This is a genomic window from Streptosporangium sp. NPDC003464 (assembly GCF_053588315.1).
In genome coordinates, this window is record NZ_JBSFPS010000108.1 from 11556 (window position 1) to 30305 (window position 18750).

Consider the following 18750-nt stretch of genomic DNA (forward strand, 5'->3'; position numbering starts at 1 on the left):
GCTCGACGCGGCCGGGCAGGTCCCGCCCGGCCGTCCGGAGAGACGTTCGGCGGCGGATCCGGGCGGTCAGCCGGGCCGTCCGGAGAGGTGCTCGGCGGCGGCGTCGAGCAGCCAGTCGGCGAGATAGCCGGCGTACGACGGCCGCACGGACACCCGGAACTCCTCGCCACCGTGGGCGGCGAGCAGGACCTGGGCGCGGGCCAGCATGGTCTGGGCGCACCGGCCGGGGCCGAACAACCGCGGGTGCAGGTCGAGGGAGCAGCCGTGGGCCAGCACGTCACGTGCCCTCGGTCCGGCCAGGACCAGCGTGGTCCACTGCGCCGAGACGTCGGTGACCGCGACGTGCCCGGTCCCGGCCGCGGCCCGCAGGCGGGCCGGCAGGTCGCGCTCCGCGCCGGGCTCGCCGACGACGAGCCACTCGTCGGGGCCGAGCCACAGCACGTCGACGCCGGAGGTCACGTATGTGCCCGGCTCGGTGGGGAGCGGTGCGCCGAGGGCCGCCCCGATGTCGCCGGCGGCCCGGCTCCCGGGGTCCGCCCGCAGGTTGACCCGGGTGAGGAACGGCAGCTCCGCGATGCGCAGGCACTCCTCCCGCACCGGCTCGAAGCGGGGCGGCGGGCCCGGTCGCTCAGCCATCGCGGCGCGCTCCCTCGGGGTCGTAGAGGACGGGGTGGGTGACGGTGACGGGGACCAGCCCGGTCCCGACGGGCACGTGGAGCCGCTCGCCAGCGCGCCGGCGCCCGCCGCTGACGAGGGCGAGTGCGAAGGTCCGGCCGAGCGCCGCGCTGCGGTAGCTGGAGGTGACGTGGCCGAGTGTCGGGACGGGCGGCTCGGGCAGCCGGTCGGCGGCCACCAGGTGGGCGCCCTCGGGCAGCAGCAGGTGCGGGTCCACCGGCAGGAGCCCGACCAGGTGCTTGCGGTCGGGCCTGAGGTCGCCGGCGCGGGCGTGCGAGCGCCTGCCGACGTAGTCGGACCTCCGCCTCGACATCAGCCGCTCCATGCCGAGGTCGGCGGGGGTGACCGTGCCGTCGGTGTCCTGGCCGACGATGGGGTAGCCCTTCTCCGCCCGGAGCACGTGCATGGCCTCGGTCCCGTACGGGGTGACGGCGCGGCTCCCCTGGACCGCCTCCCACAGCGCGGGCCCGTCCCAGGCGCCGACGTTGATCTCGTAGGCCAGCTCGCCGGAGAAGCTGATCCGGCACACCCTCGCCGCGACGCCCGCCACCCGGCCCTCGCGCCAGGTCATGAACGGGAAGGCCGCCCTGTCCACGGCCAGGCCGGGGGCGAGCCCGGCCAGCACGTCCCGCGCGCCGGGCCCCGCCAGCGCCACCGTCGCCCACTGCTCGGTGACGGAGGTGCAGTAGGCCCTCAGGGACGGCCACTCGGTCTGCAGCCACTCCTCCATCCAGTCCAGGACGGCGGCGGCGTTGCCCGTGGTCGTGGTCACCAGGAACCGGTCCTCCGCCAGGCGGATCACCGTCCCGTCGTCGAAGACCGTCCCGTCGGCGCGGCACATCACGCCGTAGCGGATCGAGCCGACCTTGAGCGTGCTCATCATGTTGACGTAGAGGCGGTCGAGCAGCTCGGCGGCGTCCGGCCCCTGGATGTCGATCTTGCCCAGCGTGGAGGCGTCCATCGCCCCGGTGCCCCGCCGCACGGCCGCGCACTCCCGCAGGACCGCGGCCTCCATGTCCTCGCCCGGACGGGGGTAGTAGCGGGGCCGCTTCCACTGGCCGACGTTCTCGAACACCGCCCCGCGCGCCACGTGCCACCCGTGCAGCGGGGTGACCCGGACGGGGTCGTGCAGCGCCCCCCTGTCGCGCCCGGCGAGGGCGGCGAAGCTGACCGGCGTGTACGGCGGGCGGAAGGTGGTGGTGCCGAGCGCGCCCACCTCGACCCCGAGGATGTGGGCGACGACCCCGCCGGTCAGCATCCCCGAGGTCTTGCCCTGATCGTGGGCGGTCCCGGCGGTGGTGTAGCGCTTGACGTGCTCGAGCGAGCGGAGCCCCGCCCCGGTCGCGCGCATGACGTCGGCGACGGTCACCTCCCGCTGCAGGTCGACGAAGTGGGTCCGGTAGTCGTCGGCGGGGACGAGCCACACGTGTTCGGCGGGGGGCGCCGGGACGTCCTCGGTGCGGGGCGGGGGCCTGCGGCGGCCCGCGCGGAACCCGGCCGCCTCGGCCGCCCGGGCCCCGGCCCCGGCCCCGTCCTCCACGCAGCGGGCCGTCGTGCCGATCCCCCGGGCCGCTCCGGCGACCTCCACCGCCTGGCGGGCGGCGCCGGGGACGTGGCAGCCGAGCGCCCCGTCGTAGCGGAGCTCCCCGCCCGCCTGGCCGAACAGGTGGAGCACGGGGTTCCAGCCGCCCGAGACCAGCAGCAGGTCCGCCTCGATCTCCCGGCCTCCGGGGAGGCCGCCGGGGCGGGGGCCGGGAGGATCGCCGGAGGGGCGCCCGCCGGGATCAGGGGAGGGACCGCCGGAGACGGTCACCGAGCGGACGCCGTCGCGGCCGCCCACCCCGGTGACCAGGTGCCCGGCCAGCACCTCGGCGCCCTGCCACGGCCGGCCGCCCGGCGGCGCGTCCCGCCGCGCGTCCACGACGGCCGCGATCTCGACACCGGCGGCCGCCAGGTCGCGGGCCGCGGCGTAGGCGCTGTCGTCAGCGGTGAAGACCACCGCGCGGCGGCCCGGCAGGACCCCGTACCGGTTGACGTAGGCGCGCGCGGCCCCGGCGAGCATCACACCGGGCCGGTCGTTGCCGGCGAAGGCGATCGGCCGCTCGTGCGCGCCGGTGGCCAGCACGACGCGGCGGGCCCGGATGCGCCAGAGGCGCTCGCGGGAGGAGGCCCGCTCCCTCCTGCGCTCCACGGCGACCAGGTAGTTGTCGTCGTAGTAGCCGAACACACTGGTCCGCCCCAGCACGCGCACCTCGGGCCGGGCCGCCAGCCCGGCCAGCGCGGCGGCGGCCCACCGCGCCCCGGGGACGCCGTCGACGGTCTCGGCGGTGTCGGGCAGGCTGCCGCCGGCCGTGGGCCGGTCGTCGGCCAGGACGACCCGGGCGCCCGAGTCCGCGGCGGCCAGCGCGGCCGCGAGCCCGGCGGGCCCGGCCCCGACCACCAGGACGTCGCAGTGGGCGTAGACGCCGTCGTAGCGCGCCGGGTCGGGCCCGGCGGCCAGGCGGCCCTTGCCCGGCAGGCCGCGGGCGACCAGCCCGTCGTACAGCTCGACGGTGGTGGCCTGCAGCATCGGCTCGGGGAAGGGATGCTCGATCTGGACGATCGCGCCGGGCTCCTCGGTCCAGGCGGCGAAGACGCCCCGGGGACGGCCCAGCCGCGCGCTCCTGGCCACCGTGCGGACGCCGTTGGCCAGCAGGGCGGAGGCGAGCGTGTCGCCGCCGCGCCCTTCGAGGTCCCGGCCGTCGAAGCGGAAGCGCAGCGTCTCGCCGCCCTGGTGGTCCCGCCTGCGGAACGGCTGGGAGGTCACGGGGTCACCGGCCGCGGCTCGCCCGGACGGTAGACGGCGTGGATCTCGCCGCTGGCCGTGTCCCTGACCGCGTTGAACCAGCGGCGGCAGCCGGCCGCGTGGCTCCACCGTTCGGCGAAGGGCCCTCGGGGGTTGTCGCGGAAGAACAGGTAGCGGGCCCACTCCTCGTCGGAGAGCGCGGCGGGGTCGCCGGGGTAGGCGACGTGCGCCTGCCCGCCGTAGCGGAACTCGGTCTCGTCGCGTGGCCCGCACCACGGGCAGGGGATCAGCAGCATCGGTCGGGCGCCTCCTAGTGGGCCACCGCGGCGGCGCCGTGCTCGTCCACGAGCGCGCCGGTGGTGAAGCGTTCGAGGGAGAAGGGGGCGTTGAGCGGGTGCGGCTCGCCGTGGGCGATCGTGTGCGCGTAGCACCAGCCCGCCCCCGGCGTGGCCTTGAACCCGCCGGTGCCCCAGCCGCAGTTGACGTACAGCCCGTCCACCGGGGTTAGCCCGACGACCGGCGAGGCGTCGGGGCTGACGTCCACCACCCCGGCCCAGGTCCGCAGCACATGGGCCCGCGCGAAGACGGGGAACAGCTCCAGCGCCGCCGCCATCTGCCGCTCGATGACGTGGAAGGCGCCGCGCCGGCGGTAGGAGTTGCAGGCGTCAACGCCCGCGCCCATGACCAGTTCGCCCTTGTGGGCCTGGCTGACGTAGACGTGCACGGCGTTGGACATGACCACGGTGGGGTGCACGGGCTCCAGCAGGTCCGAGACCAGCGCCTGCAGCGCGTGGCTCTGCAGCGGCAGCGCCAGCCCCGCCGTCCGGGCCACGACGGAGGAGTGGCCCGCCGCGCACAGCGCGACCCGGTCCGCCGCGATGCGCCCCCGGGTGGTCCGTACGGCCCGCGCCCGCCCGCCGGCGACCTCGACCCCGGTGACCTCGCAGTGCTCGATCAGGTGGACGCCCAGCGCGGCGGCGGCGCGGGCGAAGCCCCAGGCGACGTGGTCGTGCCTGGCGATGCCGGCCCGCGGCTGGTAGGTCGCCCCCAGCACCGGGTGGCGCGCGTCCGGGGAGACCTCGACGATCGGGCAGACCTCCTTGACCTCCTCGGGGCCGAGCCACTCGGCGTCGACGCCGTTGAGCCGGTTGGCGTTGACCCGGCGCACGCCGTCCCGGACGTCCTGGAGGCTGTGGGCGAGGTTGAGCACCCCGCGCTGGCTGAACAGGATCGGGTAGCCCAGATCCTCCTCCAGCCCCTCCCACAGCTTCAGCGAGTGCTCGTAGATGCCCGCGCTCTCCTCCAGGAGGTAGTTGGAGCGGATGATCGTGGTGTTGCGGGTCATGTTGCCGCCCGCCAGCCAGCCCTTCTCCAGCACGGCCACGTCGGTGATCCCGTGGTCCCTGGCCAGGTAGTAGGCGGTGGCCAGGGCGTGGCCGCCCCCGCCGACGATCACCACGTCGTAGGAACCGCGCGGCTCGGGGCTGTCCCACAGCCGGTCGGGGTGCTCGGGCGGGACTGCGCCCGGCTGCTCGGTGCTCACCGTGATCCCTTCCTCGGTCCGGCCGCGGCGCTAGCCGCGCAGGCGTTTCATCTCCGGGTCGTAGAGCGGTTCCTCGGCGACGACGGCGGCGATCCGCCGGTCGAAGTAGCCGATGTGGAGCACCCGCCCGGGGGTGGAGAGCGCGACCGGCAGCCAGGCGTAGGCGATGCCCCTGCCGACCGTGTAGCCGTAGGCGGCGCTGGTGACGTATCCGACGCAGCGGTCGCCGTCGTAGACGGGCTCCTTGCCCATGACGACGGCGGCGGGACCGCCGATCGTCAGGCAGGTCAGCCGGCGCCGCACCGAGACGCGGCGCTCGGCCAGGGCCGCGCGGCCGATGAAGTCGTCCGGGCCGGCCCCGCGCACGGCGGAGCCCAGGCCCGCCTCGTAGGGGTCGTGCTCGTGGGTCATGTCGGTGCCGAAGGAACGGTAGCCCTTCTCCAGCCGCAGGCTGTCGAAGGCTCCGCGGCCGCCCGCGATGACCCCGTGGCGCCGGCCCGCCTCCCAGAGGGTGTCCCAGAGCTTGGCGCCCATGTCGGCCGTCGTGTAGAGCTCCCAGCCGAGCTCTCCGATGTAGGACAGCCGGAGCGCGGTGACGGGCACCGTGCCGACGTGGCCGCGCCCGCACCGGAAGTAGCCGAAGCCGTCGCGGGAGAAGGCGGGGCCGGCCAGCGGCGCCACGAGGTCGCGGGCGCGGGGCCCCCAGACCCCGACGCAGCAGGTCCCGGCCGTGATGTCGCGGACGGTGACCGACCCGTCGGCCGGGAGGTGGCGGTGGAGCCAGTCGAGGTCGAGGTTGCCGTTGGCGCCGACCTGGAACAGGTCCGGGCCGAGCCGGGCGACGGTGATGTCGCCGCGGATGCCGGCGCCCTCGTCCAGCAGCAGGCAGTAGACCACCGATCCGACGGGCCTGCCGACGTCGCCCGTCGAGATCCGCCGAAGGAAGGCGGCGGCCCCGCGGCCGGCGACCTCGATCCGTTTGAGCGCGCTCATGTCGTACAGCGCGACGGACTCCCGCGAGACCTGGGCCTCGGCGCCGACGATCGGCGACCAGTGGCGGGCGGCCCACCCGTCCCGCCCGGGGATGTCCCGGCCCGCGAGCAGGGGCTCGTTTGCGCCGTACCACTGGGGGCGTTCCCAGCCGCCGGCCTCCAGAAAGTACGCCGCCAGCTCCCGCTGGCGCGGGTGGAAGGGGCTGGTGCGGAGCGGGCGCAGGTTCTCCGGCGGCTGCAGCGGGTGGATGATGTCGTAGACCTCGGCGAAGTTCTGGCAGCCGCGGGTGAGCACGTACTCCGGGGCGAGCTGGTGCGGCTCGAAGCGGTTGACGTCGCACTCGTGCAGGTCGAAGGAGGAGCAGCGGCCGCCGGTCAGCCACTCGGCCATGGCCCGGGCCACGCCCGCCGAATGCGTCACCCACACGGCCTCGGCCACCCAGAAGCCCTTGACCCGGGATGACTCTCCGAGCAACGGCATGTTGTCGGTGGTGAAGGAGAACAGGCCGTTGATGCCCTCCTCGATCTCCGCCTCCCGGGTCGCGGGCAGCAGCGACCGGGTCTCGGCCCAGGCCGGGGCGAAGTCGCCGGCGGTGAACGGCAGCACCGACGGCATCCCCTCCGCCGCTCCGGGCGGGAGGATCGCTGCGGGCTCGACCGGCATCGGACGGTGACCGTAGTAGCCGATGCCCAGCCGGCCGGCCCGCTCCCGGTAGTAGAGGTCGGCGTCCTGGTGGCGCAGGATCGGCCGGACGGCCTCTCCGGTCCGCCCGCTCAGCGCGGGGACGGGGCCGGTCCAGGCGAGCTGGTGGGCCAGCGGCGTCAGCGGCAGGGCCATGCCGACCATGCCGGCGATCTTCGGCCCCCAGATGCCCGCGCAGCACACGACGAGGTCCGCCGGGATCTCACCCCGGTCGGTGACGACGGCGGCGACCCGGTCGTCCTCGACGCGGATCTCCAGCACCTCGTGCCGTTCCAGTACGCGCACGCCCCGCTCCCGCGCCAGCCGGAGCTGGACCTCGACCGCGCGCACGGCGTCGGCCAGGCCGTCGGTGGGCACGAAGAGCCCGCCCAGCACCTTGCCGGGATCGAGCAGGCGGTGCCGTGCCACGCACTCCCCGGGGGTGAGCAGGTGCGCCTCGACGCCCCAGGCGGTGGCCCAGCCGTGGCGGCGGCGCAGCTCGGCGAGCCTTCCGGGCGTGGTGGCCACCTCCAGGCCGCCCACCTGCTGGAAGCAGCCGAGCGCGCCGAGCTTGCCGACCGTGTAGCGGGCCAGCTCCGTCATGGTCTTGGCGGGGTTGGTCTGGAAGACCAGGCCGGGCGCGTGGGACGACGATCCGCCGGTGACCGGCACGGTGCCCTGGTCGACGACGGTGATGTCGCTCCAGCCCCTGGCCGACAGCTCGTCGGCGAGGGCCGCCCCGACGACTCCGGCTCCGATGACGACGACGCGCCGGCCTGCCATGCCCACCTCCGCCGTTGCGCGATCCAGAACATGGAGCGCCTCCCGCAACAGATTCTCCCGGGGTGGCAGGACTGTCAAGGAACGGGCGGGCGGCCTCCGCGGCGTGGGCGGCGCCTCCGGCGGCACCCCTGGCGGTGCGGGCCAGGCGGTGCGGGCCGTACGGGCCGGGCAGGCCGTACGGGCCGGGCAGGCCGTACGGGCCGGGCAGGCCGTACGGATCAGCGGGACAGGTGGATCAGCGGGCCGTACGGGCCCGGCGGGGCAGCGGGCCGGGCGGGCCGTACGGGTCAGCGGGCCGGACCCTCCCGGTGCCGGTAGAAGGCGGCGTGCTCGGCCGCGAGCGGGGTGTTGCCCAGGATCAGGTCGGCCGCCTTCTCCGCCACCATCATGACCGGCGCGTAGATGTTGCCGTTGGTCACGTAGGGCATGACCGAGGCGTCCACGACGCGGAGCCCCTGGAGGCCGTGGACCCGCATGGACAGCGGGTCGACGACGGAGAGGGGGTCGGTGCCCATCCGCGCGGTGCACGAGGGGTGCAGCGCGGTCTCGCCGTCCCGGGCGACCCAGTCCAGGATCTCCTGGTCCGTCCGGACCCCCGGCCCGGGCGACAGCTCCCCCGCGTTGAAGTCGTCCATGGCGGGCCGGGTCAGGATGTCGCGGGCGACCCGGACGGCCTCCACCCACTCGCGCCGGTCCTGCGCGGTGGACAGGTAGTTGAACCGCAGCGCCGGATGGACCCGGGGATCGGTGCTCCTGATCTTCACCGAGCCGCGCGCGTCGGAGTACATCGGCCCGATGTGCACCTGGTAGCCGTGCCCGCCCACCGGCGCGGAGCCGTCGTAGCGGACCGCGACGGGCAGGAAGTGGAACATCAGGTTGGGGTAGGCGACGTCGTCGTTGCCGCGGGCGAAGCCGCCCGCCTCGAAGTGGTTGGTCGCCCCGGGGCCGCTGCGCAGGAACAGCCACTGCGCGCCGATCCACGGCCGGTTGCGCCACTTCAGCGCGGGCTGCATCGACACCGGCCGCCTGCAGCCGTACTGGATGTAGACCTCCAGGTGGTCCTGGAGGTTCTCCCCCACGCCGGGCAGGTCGTGCACGACCTCGACGCCGAGCGCGCCCAGCTCCGCGGCGGCGCCGACGCCGGAGAGCTGGAGCAGCTGCGGCGAGTTGATCGCGCCGCCGCAGAGGATGACCTCGCCCGCCCGGACCGTCCGGCCGTCGCACTCCACGCCGACGGCGCGCCCGCCCTCGAACAGGATCCTCGTGACGAAGGCCCGCGTCCTGATCTCCAGGTTGGGCCGCCGCCTGACGGGGTGCAGGTAGGCGCGGGCGGCCGACAGCCGGCGCCCCCGGTGGATGGTGCGGTCGAAGCGGGCGAATCCCTCCTGCCGGTATCCGTTGACGTCGTCGGTCAGCTGGTGGCCGGCCTGCTGCGCCGCCTCGAAGAAGGCCGCGAACAGCGGGTTGCGCACCGGCCCGCGTTCGAGCACCAGCGGCCCGTCGTGCCCGCGCAGGGGGTCGTCCGGATCGGCGGCCAGGCAGTTCTCCATGCGCTTGAAGTACGGCAGACAGTGCGCGAAGTCCCAGGTGCCCATGCCCGGGTCGGCCCCCCAGCGCTCGTAGTCCAGGGGGTTGCCCCGCTGGAAGATCATCCCGTTGATGCTGCTGGAGCCGCCCAGCACCTTGCCCCGGGCATGGTAGATCCGGCGGCCGTTCATGTGCGGCTCGGGCTCGGACTCGTACTTCCAGTCGTAGAAGCGGCTGCCGATGGGGAAGGTCAGCGCGGCGGGCATGTGGATGAACACGTCCCAGAGGGAGTCCGGGCGGCCGGCCTCCAGCACCAGCACTCGGTTGGCGGGGTCGGCGGACAGCCGGTTCGCCAGCGCGCTCCCGGCCGATCCGCCCCCAACGATGACGAAGTCGTACATGTCTGCCTCGTCTCGCTCACAGCAGGAGTGATAGCAGAGATCGTAGTGAATGGCGCAATAAGTCGCACTATACGCAACCAATTCCGTCGGACGCGTTGGACGCGCGTTCCGCGCAGCGCCTACAGTCCCGCTATGGGCAACGATTCCTCCGGTGACCGGGCCGACGGCGGCGGGGTGCAGTCGGTCGACCGGGCCATCAGCATCCTGGAGATCCTCTCCCGGCGCCGGGAGGCGGGGGTCAGCGAGGTCGCCGGGGAGATCGGCGTCCACAAGTCGACCGCCTTCCGGCTGCTCGGGGCGCTGGAGACCCGCGGCCTGGTCGAGCAGGCCGAGGACCGCGGCAAATACCGCCTCAGCTTCGGGATCATCCGCCTGGCGGGCGGTGTGGCCGCCCGGCTGGACCTCACCCAGCAGAGCCGTCCCGTCTGCCGCCGCCTGGCCGAGGAGATCGGCGAGACGGTGAACCTCGCCGTGCTCCGCTCCCACTACGCGGTCAACCTGGACCAGGTGCGCGGGCCGTCGGCGGTCACCACGCAGAACTGGGTCGGGCAGCTCACCCCCCTGCACGCCACGTCGAGCGGGAAGGTCCTGCTGGCCCACCTCGACGGCCGCCACCGGGCCCGGCTCATCGCCGCCGCCGGGCTGGAGAGCTACACCCCCGCCACGATCACCTCGGCCGCCGTGCTGGAGGAGCAGCTGGAGGAGGCCCTGCGCAGGGGTTACGCGGTCACCGTCGAGGAGCTGGAGATCGGGCTGAACGCCATCGCCGCCCCCGTCCGGTCCCACGACGGCGAGATCGTCGCCGCGGTCAGCGCCTCCGGACCCGCCTACCGCCTCAGCCAGGAGCGGATGCACGGGCTCGCCCCGGTGCTGACCGCGGGGGCCGAGGACATCAGCCGCCGGCTGGGCTACACCGCTCGATCCTGACCACGACGCTCTTGGAGGTCGGGGTGTTGGAGGTCTCCGCGACCGAGTCCAGCGGGACGAGCACGTTGGTCTCGGGGAAGTAGGCCGCGCAGCAGCCCCGCGCGGTGGGGTAGGCGACCGCGCGGAACTCCTCGGCCCGGCGCTCCCCGTCGGGCCACTCGCTGACCAGGTCCACCATGTCTCCGTCGGCCAGGTCCCGCTCGGCCAGGTCGTCGGGGTGGACGAAGACGACGCGGCGGCCGCCGCGCACGCCGCGGTAGCGGTCGTCCATGCCGTAGATCGTGGTGTTGTACTGGTCGTGGCTGCGGACCGTCTGCAGCAGCAGCCGCCCCGCCGGGACGCGCAGCACCTCCAGGGGGTTGACGGTGAAGTTGGCCCGGCCGGTCTCGGTCGGGAAGCGCCGCTCGTCGCGCGGCGCGTTGGGCAGGGCGAAGCCGCCGGGGGCGCGGACGCGGGCGTTGAAGTCGCCGAACCCGGGCACCACCCGCGCGATGCGCTCGCGGATCGCGTCGTAGTCGGTCTCGAACTCCGCCCAGGGCACGTGGGGGTCGGCGCCGAAGAGCTCCCGTGCCAGCCGGCAGACGATCGCCACCTCGGGCAGCAGCTCCGCCGAGGCCGGCCGGAGCCGGCCGCGGGAGGCGTGCACCAGGCCCATGGAGTCTTCGACCGTGACGAACCGGTCGCCGTCGCGCTCGGTGCGCCCCAGCGCCGGCAGGATGAGCGCCTGCTCGCCGCAGACGGCGTGGGAGCGGTTCAGCTTCGTCGAGACCTGCACGGTGAGCCGGGCGCGGCGCATCGCCGCCTCCGTCACCGCCGTGTCGGGGGTCGCCGCCACGAAGTTGCCGCCCATCGCGAAGAACACCTTGGCCTGTCCCGACCGCAGCGCCCTGATCGCCTCCACGGTGTCCAGGCCGTGACGGCGGGGCGGCTCGAAGCCGAACTCCTCGCGCAGGGCGTCGAGGAAGGACTGCGGCGGCTTCTCGTTGATGCCCATGGTGCGGTCGCCCTGGACGTTGGAGTGCCCGCGCACCGGGCAGACCCCGGCGCCCGGCCGCCCCACGTTCCCGCGCAGCAGCAGGAAGTTGACCACCTCCCGGATGGTGGCGACGGAGTTCTTGTGCTGGGTGAGCCCCATCGCCCAGCACACGATCACCGACCGCGCCCCGAGCACCTCCCGCGCGGTCTCCTCGATGGCCGGGCGGTCCAGCCCGGTCGCCTCCTCCACCTCCGCCCAGTCGAGGTCGCGGACGCTCTTGGCCCAGCCGTCGAAGCCGTGGGTGTGCTCCTCGACGAACTCGCGGTCGACCACCGAGCCGGGGGCGGCGTCCTCGGCCTCCAGCAGCAGCCGCGACAGCCCCTGGAAGAGCGCGAGGTCACCGTTGAGCCGGATCTGCAGGAAGCGGTCGGCCAGCGTCGTGCCGCGCCCCAGCACCCCGGAGGGCCGCTGCGGGTTCTTGAAGCGGAGCAGGCCCGCCTCGGGCAGCGGGTTGACCGCGATGATCCGCGCCCCGTTCCGCTTGGCCCGCTCCAGCGCCGACAGCATGCGCGGATGGTTGGTGCCCGGGTTCTGGCCGACGACGAGGACGAGGTCGGCGTGGTGCAGGTCCTCCAGCGACACCGTGCCCTTGCCGATGCCCAGCGTCTGGTTGAGCGCCGAGCCGCTGGACTCGTGGCACATGTTGGAGCAGTCGGGCAGGTTGTTGGTGCCGAAGCGGCGCACCAGGAGCTGGTAGGCGAACGCGGCCTCGTTGGAGGTGCGGCCGGAGGTGTAGAACACCGCCTCGTCCGGGCCGCCGAGGGCGCGCAGCTCCCGGGTGACGATGGCGAACGCCTCCTCCCACGTCACCGGCACGTAGTGGTCGGACCCGGCGGGCCTGTGCATCGGCTCGGTGAGCCGTCCCTGCTGGCCCAGCCAGTAGTCGGTGCGCCCGGCCAGCTCCGCCACGGTGTGCGCGGCGAAGAAGTCGCGGGTGACCCTGCGGGTGGTGGCCTCCTCGGCCACCGCCTTGGCGCCGTTCTCGCAGAACTCCGCCGGGCTGCGGTGCTCCCCCTCGGGCCACGCGCAGCCCGGGCAGTCGAAGCCGTCCTTCTGGTTGACCTGGGCCAGGGTCAGGAGCGTGCGGCCGGCGCCCATCTGGGCGTAGGACGTCAGCAGCGACCGGGCCACTCCCGGCATGCCCGCCGCCCACTGCTTGGGCGGGCCGACCTCCAGGCCCTCCTCGGTGACGTCCTCGCGCGGGGCCTTCCTGGCCATCCGGCGCTCCCTTCTTCCCGGTGCCCCGGCTTCCCGGTGCTCTTCCTGGTGCCCCGGCCGGGCCGGGCGGCTCCCCAATCTACGCCGACGCCGGTCCCAGCCGGGCGAGGACCCAGTCGTGGAAGGCCCGGATGTGGTGCTCGCTGGGCACCAGCACCCCGCCGCGGGCGTAGGCGCGGGAGGCCATCGCCGGCTGGCACCGCTCGCAGGCCGCGAAGTCCTGGGCGTTGACCCGGTGGAAGAGCTCGACGGACGGGCCCAGATCCGCGCCCCGCTCGACGACGTCCCGGTGGAAGAGCCAGTCGCACTCGACGACCGTCCGGCCGGCCGACAGGGGGAACATCCGGTGGATGATCACGTGGTCGGGCACCAGGTTGACGAACACCTGCGGCCTGATGGTGATCGCGTAGTAGCGGCGGTCCTGGTCCTCGCTCACGCCCGGGATCCGGTCCACGCCCTGGGACCCGTCGACCGTGAAGCCCCGGACCTCCGCGCCGAAGCGCGCGCCGTGCCCCACGAAGGACTGCGCCGCGTAGCCGCCGGCGAACTCCGGGAGCACCCCGACGAGTTCGGGATGGATGGTGGCGCAGTGGTAGCACTCCATGAAGTTCTCCACCAGGAGCTTCCAGTTCGCCTTCACGTCGTAGACGATCCTGCGGCCCACCTCCAGGTCGCCGACGCCGTAGTTCTCGATCAGCCCCTCCTCGCCCAGCCGGGTGACCACCGCGCCGACCACGTCCGCCTCGAACGGCGGTGGATCGTCGGCCAGGCAGAGCCACACGTAGCCGAGCCACTCCCGTACGTGGACGCCGACCAGCCCGTAGGCGGCCCGGTCGAGGTCGGGCATCGCGGCGAGGTTCGGGGCGGCGACCAGCCGGCCTTCGAGGTCATAGGTCCAGGCGTGGTAGGGGCACCGGAAGGTCCGCCTCACCTCGCCGGACTCCTCGGCGCGGAGCCGGGCGCCCCGGTGGCGGCAGACGTTGAGGAAGGCGCGGACGGAGCCGTCCCGGGCCCGGGTGACCAGGACGCTCTCCCGCCCCACCTGGACCGTCCTGAAGGCGCCGGGCCTGCCCAGGTCGGCGGCGCGGACCGCGCAGAACCACATCGACTCGAAGATGCGCTCCTGTTCCAGGGCGAAGACGCGCTCGTCGGTGTAGTGACCGCCGGGCAGGGTGGCGATCAGGCTGGGGGGCGGGCTGCTCGCGGTCACGATGCCTCCTTCTGGCGACGGGCCGTCCGATGCCGAGCCGGCGGGCCTCACCGCCGGGGAGGGCGGCGAGGAGCGCGCAGGGACCATCGCGACCAGCATGGTTTCGTAAAACGGAACGGCCAGCGCTATACGCAACAACGTGAACCCGCGAGTCTCTCTTGTCAAGAGCCGACACGGAGCGTGGGACCGCCCCCGATCTCCGCCCGTCCCTCCCGGCGGACCCGCCGGGGCCATCGTGACCGTCTCAAGACGTCGCCGGTGATGGTGGGTCAGGCGCGGACCGCGTGCGCCGAGGGTCCGGGCGACCGGCTGGCGGCGGGGGCGGCCGGCAGGGGACGGAGCCCGGCGAGCTGTTACCCTACTCGCGACGCGGGGTGCCCCGGCGGATCCGGGGCTGAGATCACACCCGTCGAACCTGATCTAGTTCGAACTAGCGAAGGGACGTCATGTTCTGCGACGACGTCTGGGCACGCTCCACCGCACTGCTACGGGCCATCCACGAGCACCCCTTCAACGCCGCACTCGGCGAGGGCACACTCGACCGCCGGCGCTTCGCCTTCTACATCGTGCAGGACGCCAGATACCTCGAGGCGTTCTCCAAGGCGCTCGCCACCGCCTCGGTGCGGGCCGGCGACCCCGAGGAGGCCGCGTTCTGGTCGAGCAGCGCGCACGCCGCGCTGGCCGCCGAGCGGACCCTGCACGAGGGCTACATCGAGGAGTACGGTCTGAGCGCGGCCGACCTCTCGGGCATCCGCACCTCGCCCACCTGCCTCGGCTACTCCTCCTTCCTCCAGGCCGTCGCGCTGGCCGCGCCGTACCCGGTGCTCGTCGCCGCCGTCCTGCCGTGCTTCTGGGTCTACCAGGACGTGGGAGCGGCGCTCGTGAAGCAGGTCGGCGACGTCGCCGGCCACCCCTACCACGCGTGGATCTCCACCTACGCCGATCCGGATTTCGCCAAGTCGGTCGAGCGGGCCAAGGAGATCGCCGACCGGCTGGCGGCCGGGGCGGACGGCGAGACGCGCGAGGCCATGACCGAGGCGTTCGTCCAGGCCACGGAGTACGAGTGGATGTTCTGGGACAGCGCCTGGAAGCAGGAGACGTGGCCCACGCAACAGTGGCGGCCCGGCGGCTGACCTCCGCCGCCGTACCGGGCCGGTCGGCCCGTCGGGTCGGAGCGACCCGGGCGCGGCGGCCGGCACGCAGGCCGGCGCCGGCCGGGACCGGGCACGATCGGAAGGGTTCTCCCGCTCGCGCAGGTGTGTGCCCCCGGCGGTCTGCGCGGGCGGGAGAACTGCTGGGCCCGGCGGACGCTCGGGCGCCTCAGGCGGGCCGGTAGGTGATCAATCGGACCGCGGGGGCGGAGACGACGTCGATGTGGCCGGTGCCCGGCACCTCGATGTGGGCGAAGCCGCCCTCGAAGGCGACCCGGGCCTCTTCGACGCGGCCGGTGGGGGCGCCGTCGGGGCCGGTCATCCGGTAGCCCTCGACGAGTTCGACGGAGGCGGTGCGCCAGGTGAGGTTCACGCGGTCACCTCGGGGAAGTCGAGGTCGGGCCGGGCCAGGTGGTTGAAGTAGTTCGACAGGGTGTTGAGCGCGACGTGGGCGACGATCTCGGCGAGCTCGGCGTCGGTCACACCGGCCTGCCGGGCGCGCGCCAGGCTCTCGTCGCCCACCCTGCCGCCCGCCTGGACGACCTCCCGGGTGATCTGCAGGACCGCGTCGGCGTGCGGGTCGGCGTCGTGGCCGTCGCGGGTCAGCTTCAGCTCCTCCTCACTCAGGCCCATACGGGTGCCGCGCATGGTGTGCGCGCTGACGCAGTAGGTGCAGCGGTTCTCCTGGGCGACCAGCAGGGCGATCTGCTCGCGCAGCCTGGCGCGCAGCACGCCCCGGGTGAGCGCGTCGCGCATCGCCAGGTAACCGCGGAGCGCCGCGGGGCCGTTGGCCAGCGCGGCGTACAGGTTGGGCACCCGGCCGAGCTGGCGTTGCGTCTCCTCCAGCAGACCCTCGGGGTCATCGGTCAACTGCGGCAGCCGAGGCATGGCGTCTCCCCAAAATGGTACTGATCGGTTCCGTCTGCGGTAACGGTACCGATCGGTTCCATTTCCGTCAAGAATGGATAGAATCCCTGCATGCCGACCCGAGCCCGTGAACGCCTGCTGGACACCGCCGAGGAGCTCTTCTACGCCGAGGGCGTCCGGGCCGTCGGCGTGGAGCAGATCCTGACCGTCTCCAAAGTCGGCCGCGCCTCCTTCTACCGGCACTTCCCGAGCAAGGACGACCTCATCGTGGCCATGCTCGAACGCCGTGACCTGCGGTGGCGCCAGTGGCTGGCCGAGCGGGTCGCCGCTCACGGCGGCGGGCCGCTGGCGGTCTTCGACGCGCTGGCCGAACGGTTCGCCCGCGCCGACTTCCGCGGGTGCGCCTTCATCAACACGATGGTCGAGAGCGCCGACCCCGACAGCCCGGCCCACCGGGTCGCGGCCGGCCACAAGAACAGGGTGATCGGCTACGTCGAGTCCCTGCTCGTCGCGGCCGGCCACCGCGACCCCGCCGTGCTCGCCCGGCAGCTCGTCATGCTCATGGACGGCGCGATCGTCACAGCGCTGCGCGAGCGGTCGGCCGCCCCGGCCGGGCAGGCCCGCGCCGTCGCCGCCGCCCTGCTCGCCGACGCGGCGGAGAACCGGAACGCCGACGCGGCGGAGGGTTAGCGCGGAGGGCTCCGGGGGCTGGAGCGGAGGGCTAGAGCCGATCCTCGCGGGCAGGGGACGGACACTCCGTTCCACGAACCCCAGGAGGTGACGCGCATGACGGCCGACATCCCGATCGTCGTGATCGGTCTGATGGGCGCGGGGAAGACCAGCGTGTCACGGCTGCTCGGCGAGGCCCTCGGCAGGCCCGTGCGCGACAGCGACGAATATCTCCGACAGCGCTACGGCGCCACGGCCGCCGAGATCGCCGCCGGTGACGGCGCCGAGGTGCTCCACGCCAGGGAGGCGGCCCACCTGCGGGAGGCCCTCGCCGAACGGCCCGCGCCGGTCATCGCCGCCGCGGCCAGCGTGCTCGACGACCCGCGCTCCCGGGCCGAGCTGAAGCCGGCCCTGGTCGTGTGGCTGGACGCCACGCCCGAGTTCCTGGCCGAGAAGATCAAGGCCAGGTCCCACCGGCCGCGTTTCGGCAAGGAGCCGCTCGCGCTGGCCTCCGAACTGCACGAGCGGCGGGCGGCCTCCTTCGCCGAGGTGGCCGACCTGCGCTTCCAACGGCCCGAGATGTCCAAGCACGAGGTGGCGCGGGCCGTACTCGACCATCTGAAGGCGTCGGCCATGTAGGACGGGCGGCCGCGGCGGCGGGAGGTCAAAGCGAATCTGACCGAGGCCCGCCGCTCCGATGACCGTCGGCAGGGCACAGCCATGGGGTGAACAGCGGACGCCCCGCCCCCGGCGCGGTGAGGGACGCGGTGCGGCGCGGGCCGTCCCCGGGCGGTCTCGACGTCCTCGGTGTGCTCGGCGGGGGCCTGCTGCTGGCCGTGATCGCCGCGCAGGTCGCGTCGGGGCTGCACCCTCGGCCGATCGGACTGGCCGGCGTGGTCGTGCTGCTGCTGACGGCGAGCGCCCTGGCCTTCGCCGCACGGGCCCATCCCCTCCCCCGGGCGGCCGCGGCGCTGGGCGCCGCGGCGGTGACCGGGTACGCCGCCGAGTGGGTCGGCGTCAGGACCGGGCTGCCCTTCGGGGACTACGGCTACACCGGGCTGCTGCGGCCGCAGCTCGGCGGGGTGCCGGTGGTGGTGGCGCTGGCGTGGGGCGGCATGGGCCTGGCGGCCCACGCGACGGCCGCGGCCGCGGCGCCGGGGAGCCGGGCGGCGCGGATCGGGCTGGGGGCCCTGGCGCTGACCGCGTGGGACCTGTTCCTCGATCCGCAGATGGTCCGGCTGGGCCTGTGGACCTGGCACGACCCGGGCCTCTACCGGGGGGTGCCGGCCGGCAACTTCGTCGGTTGGCTGGTGGTCTCGCTGCTGGTCATGGCCGTGATCGAGGCGGCCCTGACCGACCCGGGCGCCAGGAGCGCCGGGCTGGTCGCGATCTACACGGCGATGGCGTTCATGGAGACCCTGGGGTTCGCGGCCGTCTTCGACCCGCCGGATCCGCTGGTCGCCGCCGTGGGAGGAGCCTGTATGGGCCTGTTCTCCGTACTCGCCTGGAGGCGTGCGTGGCGGAGGTGATCGTGGTCGGCGGCGGCGTGGGCGGCATGGTCTCCGCCCTGCTGCTGGCCCGCCAGGGGCACCGGGTCCGCCTGTACGAGCGGCGGGACCGGCTGGGCGGCAAGCTCGCCGAGCACGCGCGCGACGGTTTCACCTTCTCCGTCGGGCCGTCCCTGCTGACCCTGCCCGGCGTCTTCGCCGATCTCGGCCTGGAGCTCGGCCTCGTCGAGCCGCGGGAGCTGTGCCGCTACCGCTTCGCCGGCGGCTCGACGCTGACGGCGCACCGCGCCCCGGACAGGATGGCCGCCGAGGTGGACCGGCTCTCGCCGGGCGAGGGCCGCAACTGGCTGGCCTTCCACCGGTGGGCGCGGGCCTGCTTCGAGGCGTCGTGCCGTACGTTCTTCGCCGGGCCGCTCACCCGGCCGCCGGCGCGGGCGCGCCTGTCGGACCTGCTGGCGGTCGCGCCCGGCCGGACCCTCGACGGCCTGGCCCGGCGTTTCTTCACCGACCGGCGCCTGCGCCAGTACGCCGGCCGTTACGCCACCTACGCGGGCTCCAGCCCGTACCGGGCGCCGGCGGCCCTGGCCTGCATCCCGGCGATCGAGCACGGGCAGGGCGGCTGGTACGTGCCGGGCGGGCTGCCCCGCGTCGCCGACGCCCTGGCCCTGCTGCTGGAGGAGGTCACCGGATCGGCCCTCACCGAGTTCGCGGTGCCGATCTGGATCTACACGGTCACCGGGTCGCTGGCCCACTTCGGGCTCATCGCGCTGCTCGCC

Annotated in this window: 16 protein-coding genes and 1 riboswitch; of the genes, 6 read left to right on the top strand and 10 right to left on the bottom strand. The window is 74.2% G+C overall.

The window, feature by feature from the left end; translation table 11 throughout:
* Positions 1-66: 66 nt before the first annotated feature.
* The 6 genes from ACWDS7_RS23675 to betA form a co-directional block, all read right to left on the bottom strand.
* Positions 67-636 (bottom strand): sarcosine oxidase subunit gamma, encoded by a 570-nt coding sequence (locus tag ACWDS7_RS23675; protein ID WP_451931036.1) that lies wholly within the window; start codon positions 634-636, stop codon positions 67-69.
* The gene (locus ACWDS7_RS23680; RefSeq protein ID WP_451931037.1) at positions 629-3481 is read right to left on the bottom strand and encodes a 2Fe-2S iron-sulfur cluster-binding protein; all 2853 of its coding nucleotides are present in this window, start codon (positions 3479-3481) and stop codon (positions 629-631) included. Before ACWDS7_RS23680 ends, ACWDS7_RS23675 begins: the two co-directional genes overlap by 8 nt.
* A complete protein-coding gene (locus tag ACWDS7_RS23685) occupies positions 3478-3756 on the bottom strand; it encodes a sarcosine oxidase subunit delta (RefSeq protein ID WP_306874904.1) in 279 nt (92 codons plus the stop codon). Before ACWDS7_RS23685 ends, ACWDS7_RS23680 begins: the two co-directional genes overlap by 4 nt.
* 14 nt (positions 3757-3770) lie before the next feature.
* On the bottom strand, positions 3771-5003 hold the full coding sequence (locus ACWDS7_RS23690; protein ID WP_451931038.1) for a sarcosine oxidase subunit beta family protein: 1233 nt from the start codon (positions 5001-5003) through the stop codon (positions 3771-3773).
* A gap of 30 nt (positions 5004-5033) precedes the next feature.
* Positions 5034-7460, bottom strand: a complete 2427-nt coding sequence (locus ACWDS7_RS23695; RefSeq protein WP_451931039.1) for a GcvT family protein — start codon at positions 7458-7460, stop codon at positions 5034-5036.
* 287 nt (positions 7461-7747) lie between these two features.
* Positions 7748-9388 carry a choline dehydrogenase gene (gene betA, locus ACWDS7_RS23700; RefSeq protein WP_451931040.1) on the bottom strand — a complete coding sequence of 547 codons (1641 nt, stop codon included), beginning with the start codon at positions 9386-9388 and terminating at the stop codon, positions 7748-7750.
* A gap of 132 nt (positions 9389-9520) precedes the next feature.
* On the opposite strand from betA, the gene ACWDS7_RS23705 reads away from it, so the two are divergent.
* A complete protein-coding gene (locus ACWDS7_RS23705) occupies positions 9521-10315 on the top strand; it encodes an IclR family transcriptional regulator (RefSeq protein ID WP_451931041.1) in 795 nt (264 codons plus the stop codon).
* Here the strand turns inward: ACWDS7_RS23705 and ACWDS7_RS23710 are convergent.
* Together ACWDS7_RS23710 and ACWDS7_RS23715 are read right to left on the bottom strand one after the other, a co-directional pair.
* Entirely contained in the window at positions 10281-12569 is a 2289-nt protein-coding gene (locus tag ACWDS7_RS23710) for an FdhF/YdeP family oxidoreductase (protein ID WP_451931042.1), read from the bottom strand. The genes ACWDS7_RS23705 and ACWDS7_RS23710 overlap by 35 nt on opposite strands.
* Positions 12570-12648: 79 nt before the next feature.
* Entirely contained in the window at positions 12649-13779 is a 1131-nt protein-coding gene (locus ACWDS7_RS23715) for an aromatic ring-hydroxylating oxygenase subunit alpha (protein WP_451931043.1), read from the bottom strand.
* Positions 13780-14139: 360 nt separating this feature from the next.
* Positions 14140-14238: riboswitch (TPP riboswitch) on the top strand.
* Here ACWDS7_RS23715 and ACWDS7_RS23720 point away from each other — a divergent pair.
* Positions 14226-14912 (top strand): TenA family protein, encoded by a 687-nt coding sequence (locus tag ACWDS7_RS23720; protein ID WP_451931044.1) that lies wholly within the window; start codon positions 14226-14228, stop codon positions 14910-14912. It overlaps the preceding riboswitch by 13 nt.
* A 187-nt stretch (positions 14913-15099) precedes the next feature.
* Here ACWDS7_RS23720 and ACWDS7_RS23725 read toward each other — a convergent pair whose 3' ends face one another.
* Together ACWDS7_RS23725 and ACWDS7_RS23730 are read right to left on the bottom strand one after the other, a co-directional pair.
* Positions 15100-15303 (bottom strand): hypothetical protein, encoded by a 204-nt coding sequence (locus ACWDS7_RS23725; protein ID WP_306874928.1) that lies wholly within the window; start codon positions 15301-15303, stop codon positions 15100-15102.
* The gene (locus ACWDS7_RS23730; RefSeq protein WP_306874931.1) at positions 15300-15818 is read right to left on the bottom strand and encodes a carboxymuconolactone decarboxylase family protein; all 519 of its coding nucleotides are present in this window, start codon (positions 15816-15818) and stop codon (positions 15300-15302) included. Before ACWDS7_RS23730 ends, ACWDS7_RS23725 begins: the two co-directional genes overlap by 4 nt.
* A gap of 90 nt (positions 15819-15908) precedes the next feature.
* Between ACWDS7_RS23730 and ACWDS7_RS23735 the strand changes: the two genes are divergently transcribed.
* The 4 genes from ACWDS7_RS23735 to ACWDS7_RS23750 all read left to right on the top strand — a co-directional run.
* The gene (locus ACWDS7_RS23735; protein WP_451931045.1) at positions 15909-16487 is read left to right on the top strand and encodes a TetR/AcrR family transcriptional regulator; all 579 of its coding nucleotides are present in this window, start codon (positions 15909-15911) and stop codon (positions 16485-16487) included.
* 96 nt (positions 16488-16583) lie between these two features.
* Positions 16584-17105 (top strand): shikimate kinase, encoded by a 522-nt coding sequence (locus ACWDS7_RS23740; protein ID WP_451931046.1) that lies wholly within the window; start codon positions 16584-16586, stop codon positions 17103-17105.
* A gap of 86 nt (positions 17106-17191) precedes the next feature.
* On the top strand, positions 17192-17995 hold the full coding sequence (locus ACWDS7_RS23745; protein ID WP_451931047.1) for a carotenoid biosynthesis protein: 804 nt from the start codon (positions 17192-17194) through the stop codon (positions 17993-17995).
* Positions 17983-18750, top strand: a 768-nt coding sequence (locus ACWDS7_RS23750; RefSeq protein ID WP_451931048.1) for a phytoene desaturase family protein, incomplete at its 3' end; no start/stop codon positions are given. The genes ACWDS7_RS23745 and ACWDS7_RS23750, both read left to right, overlap by 13 nt.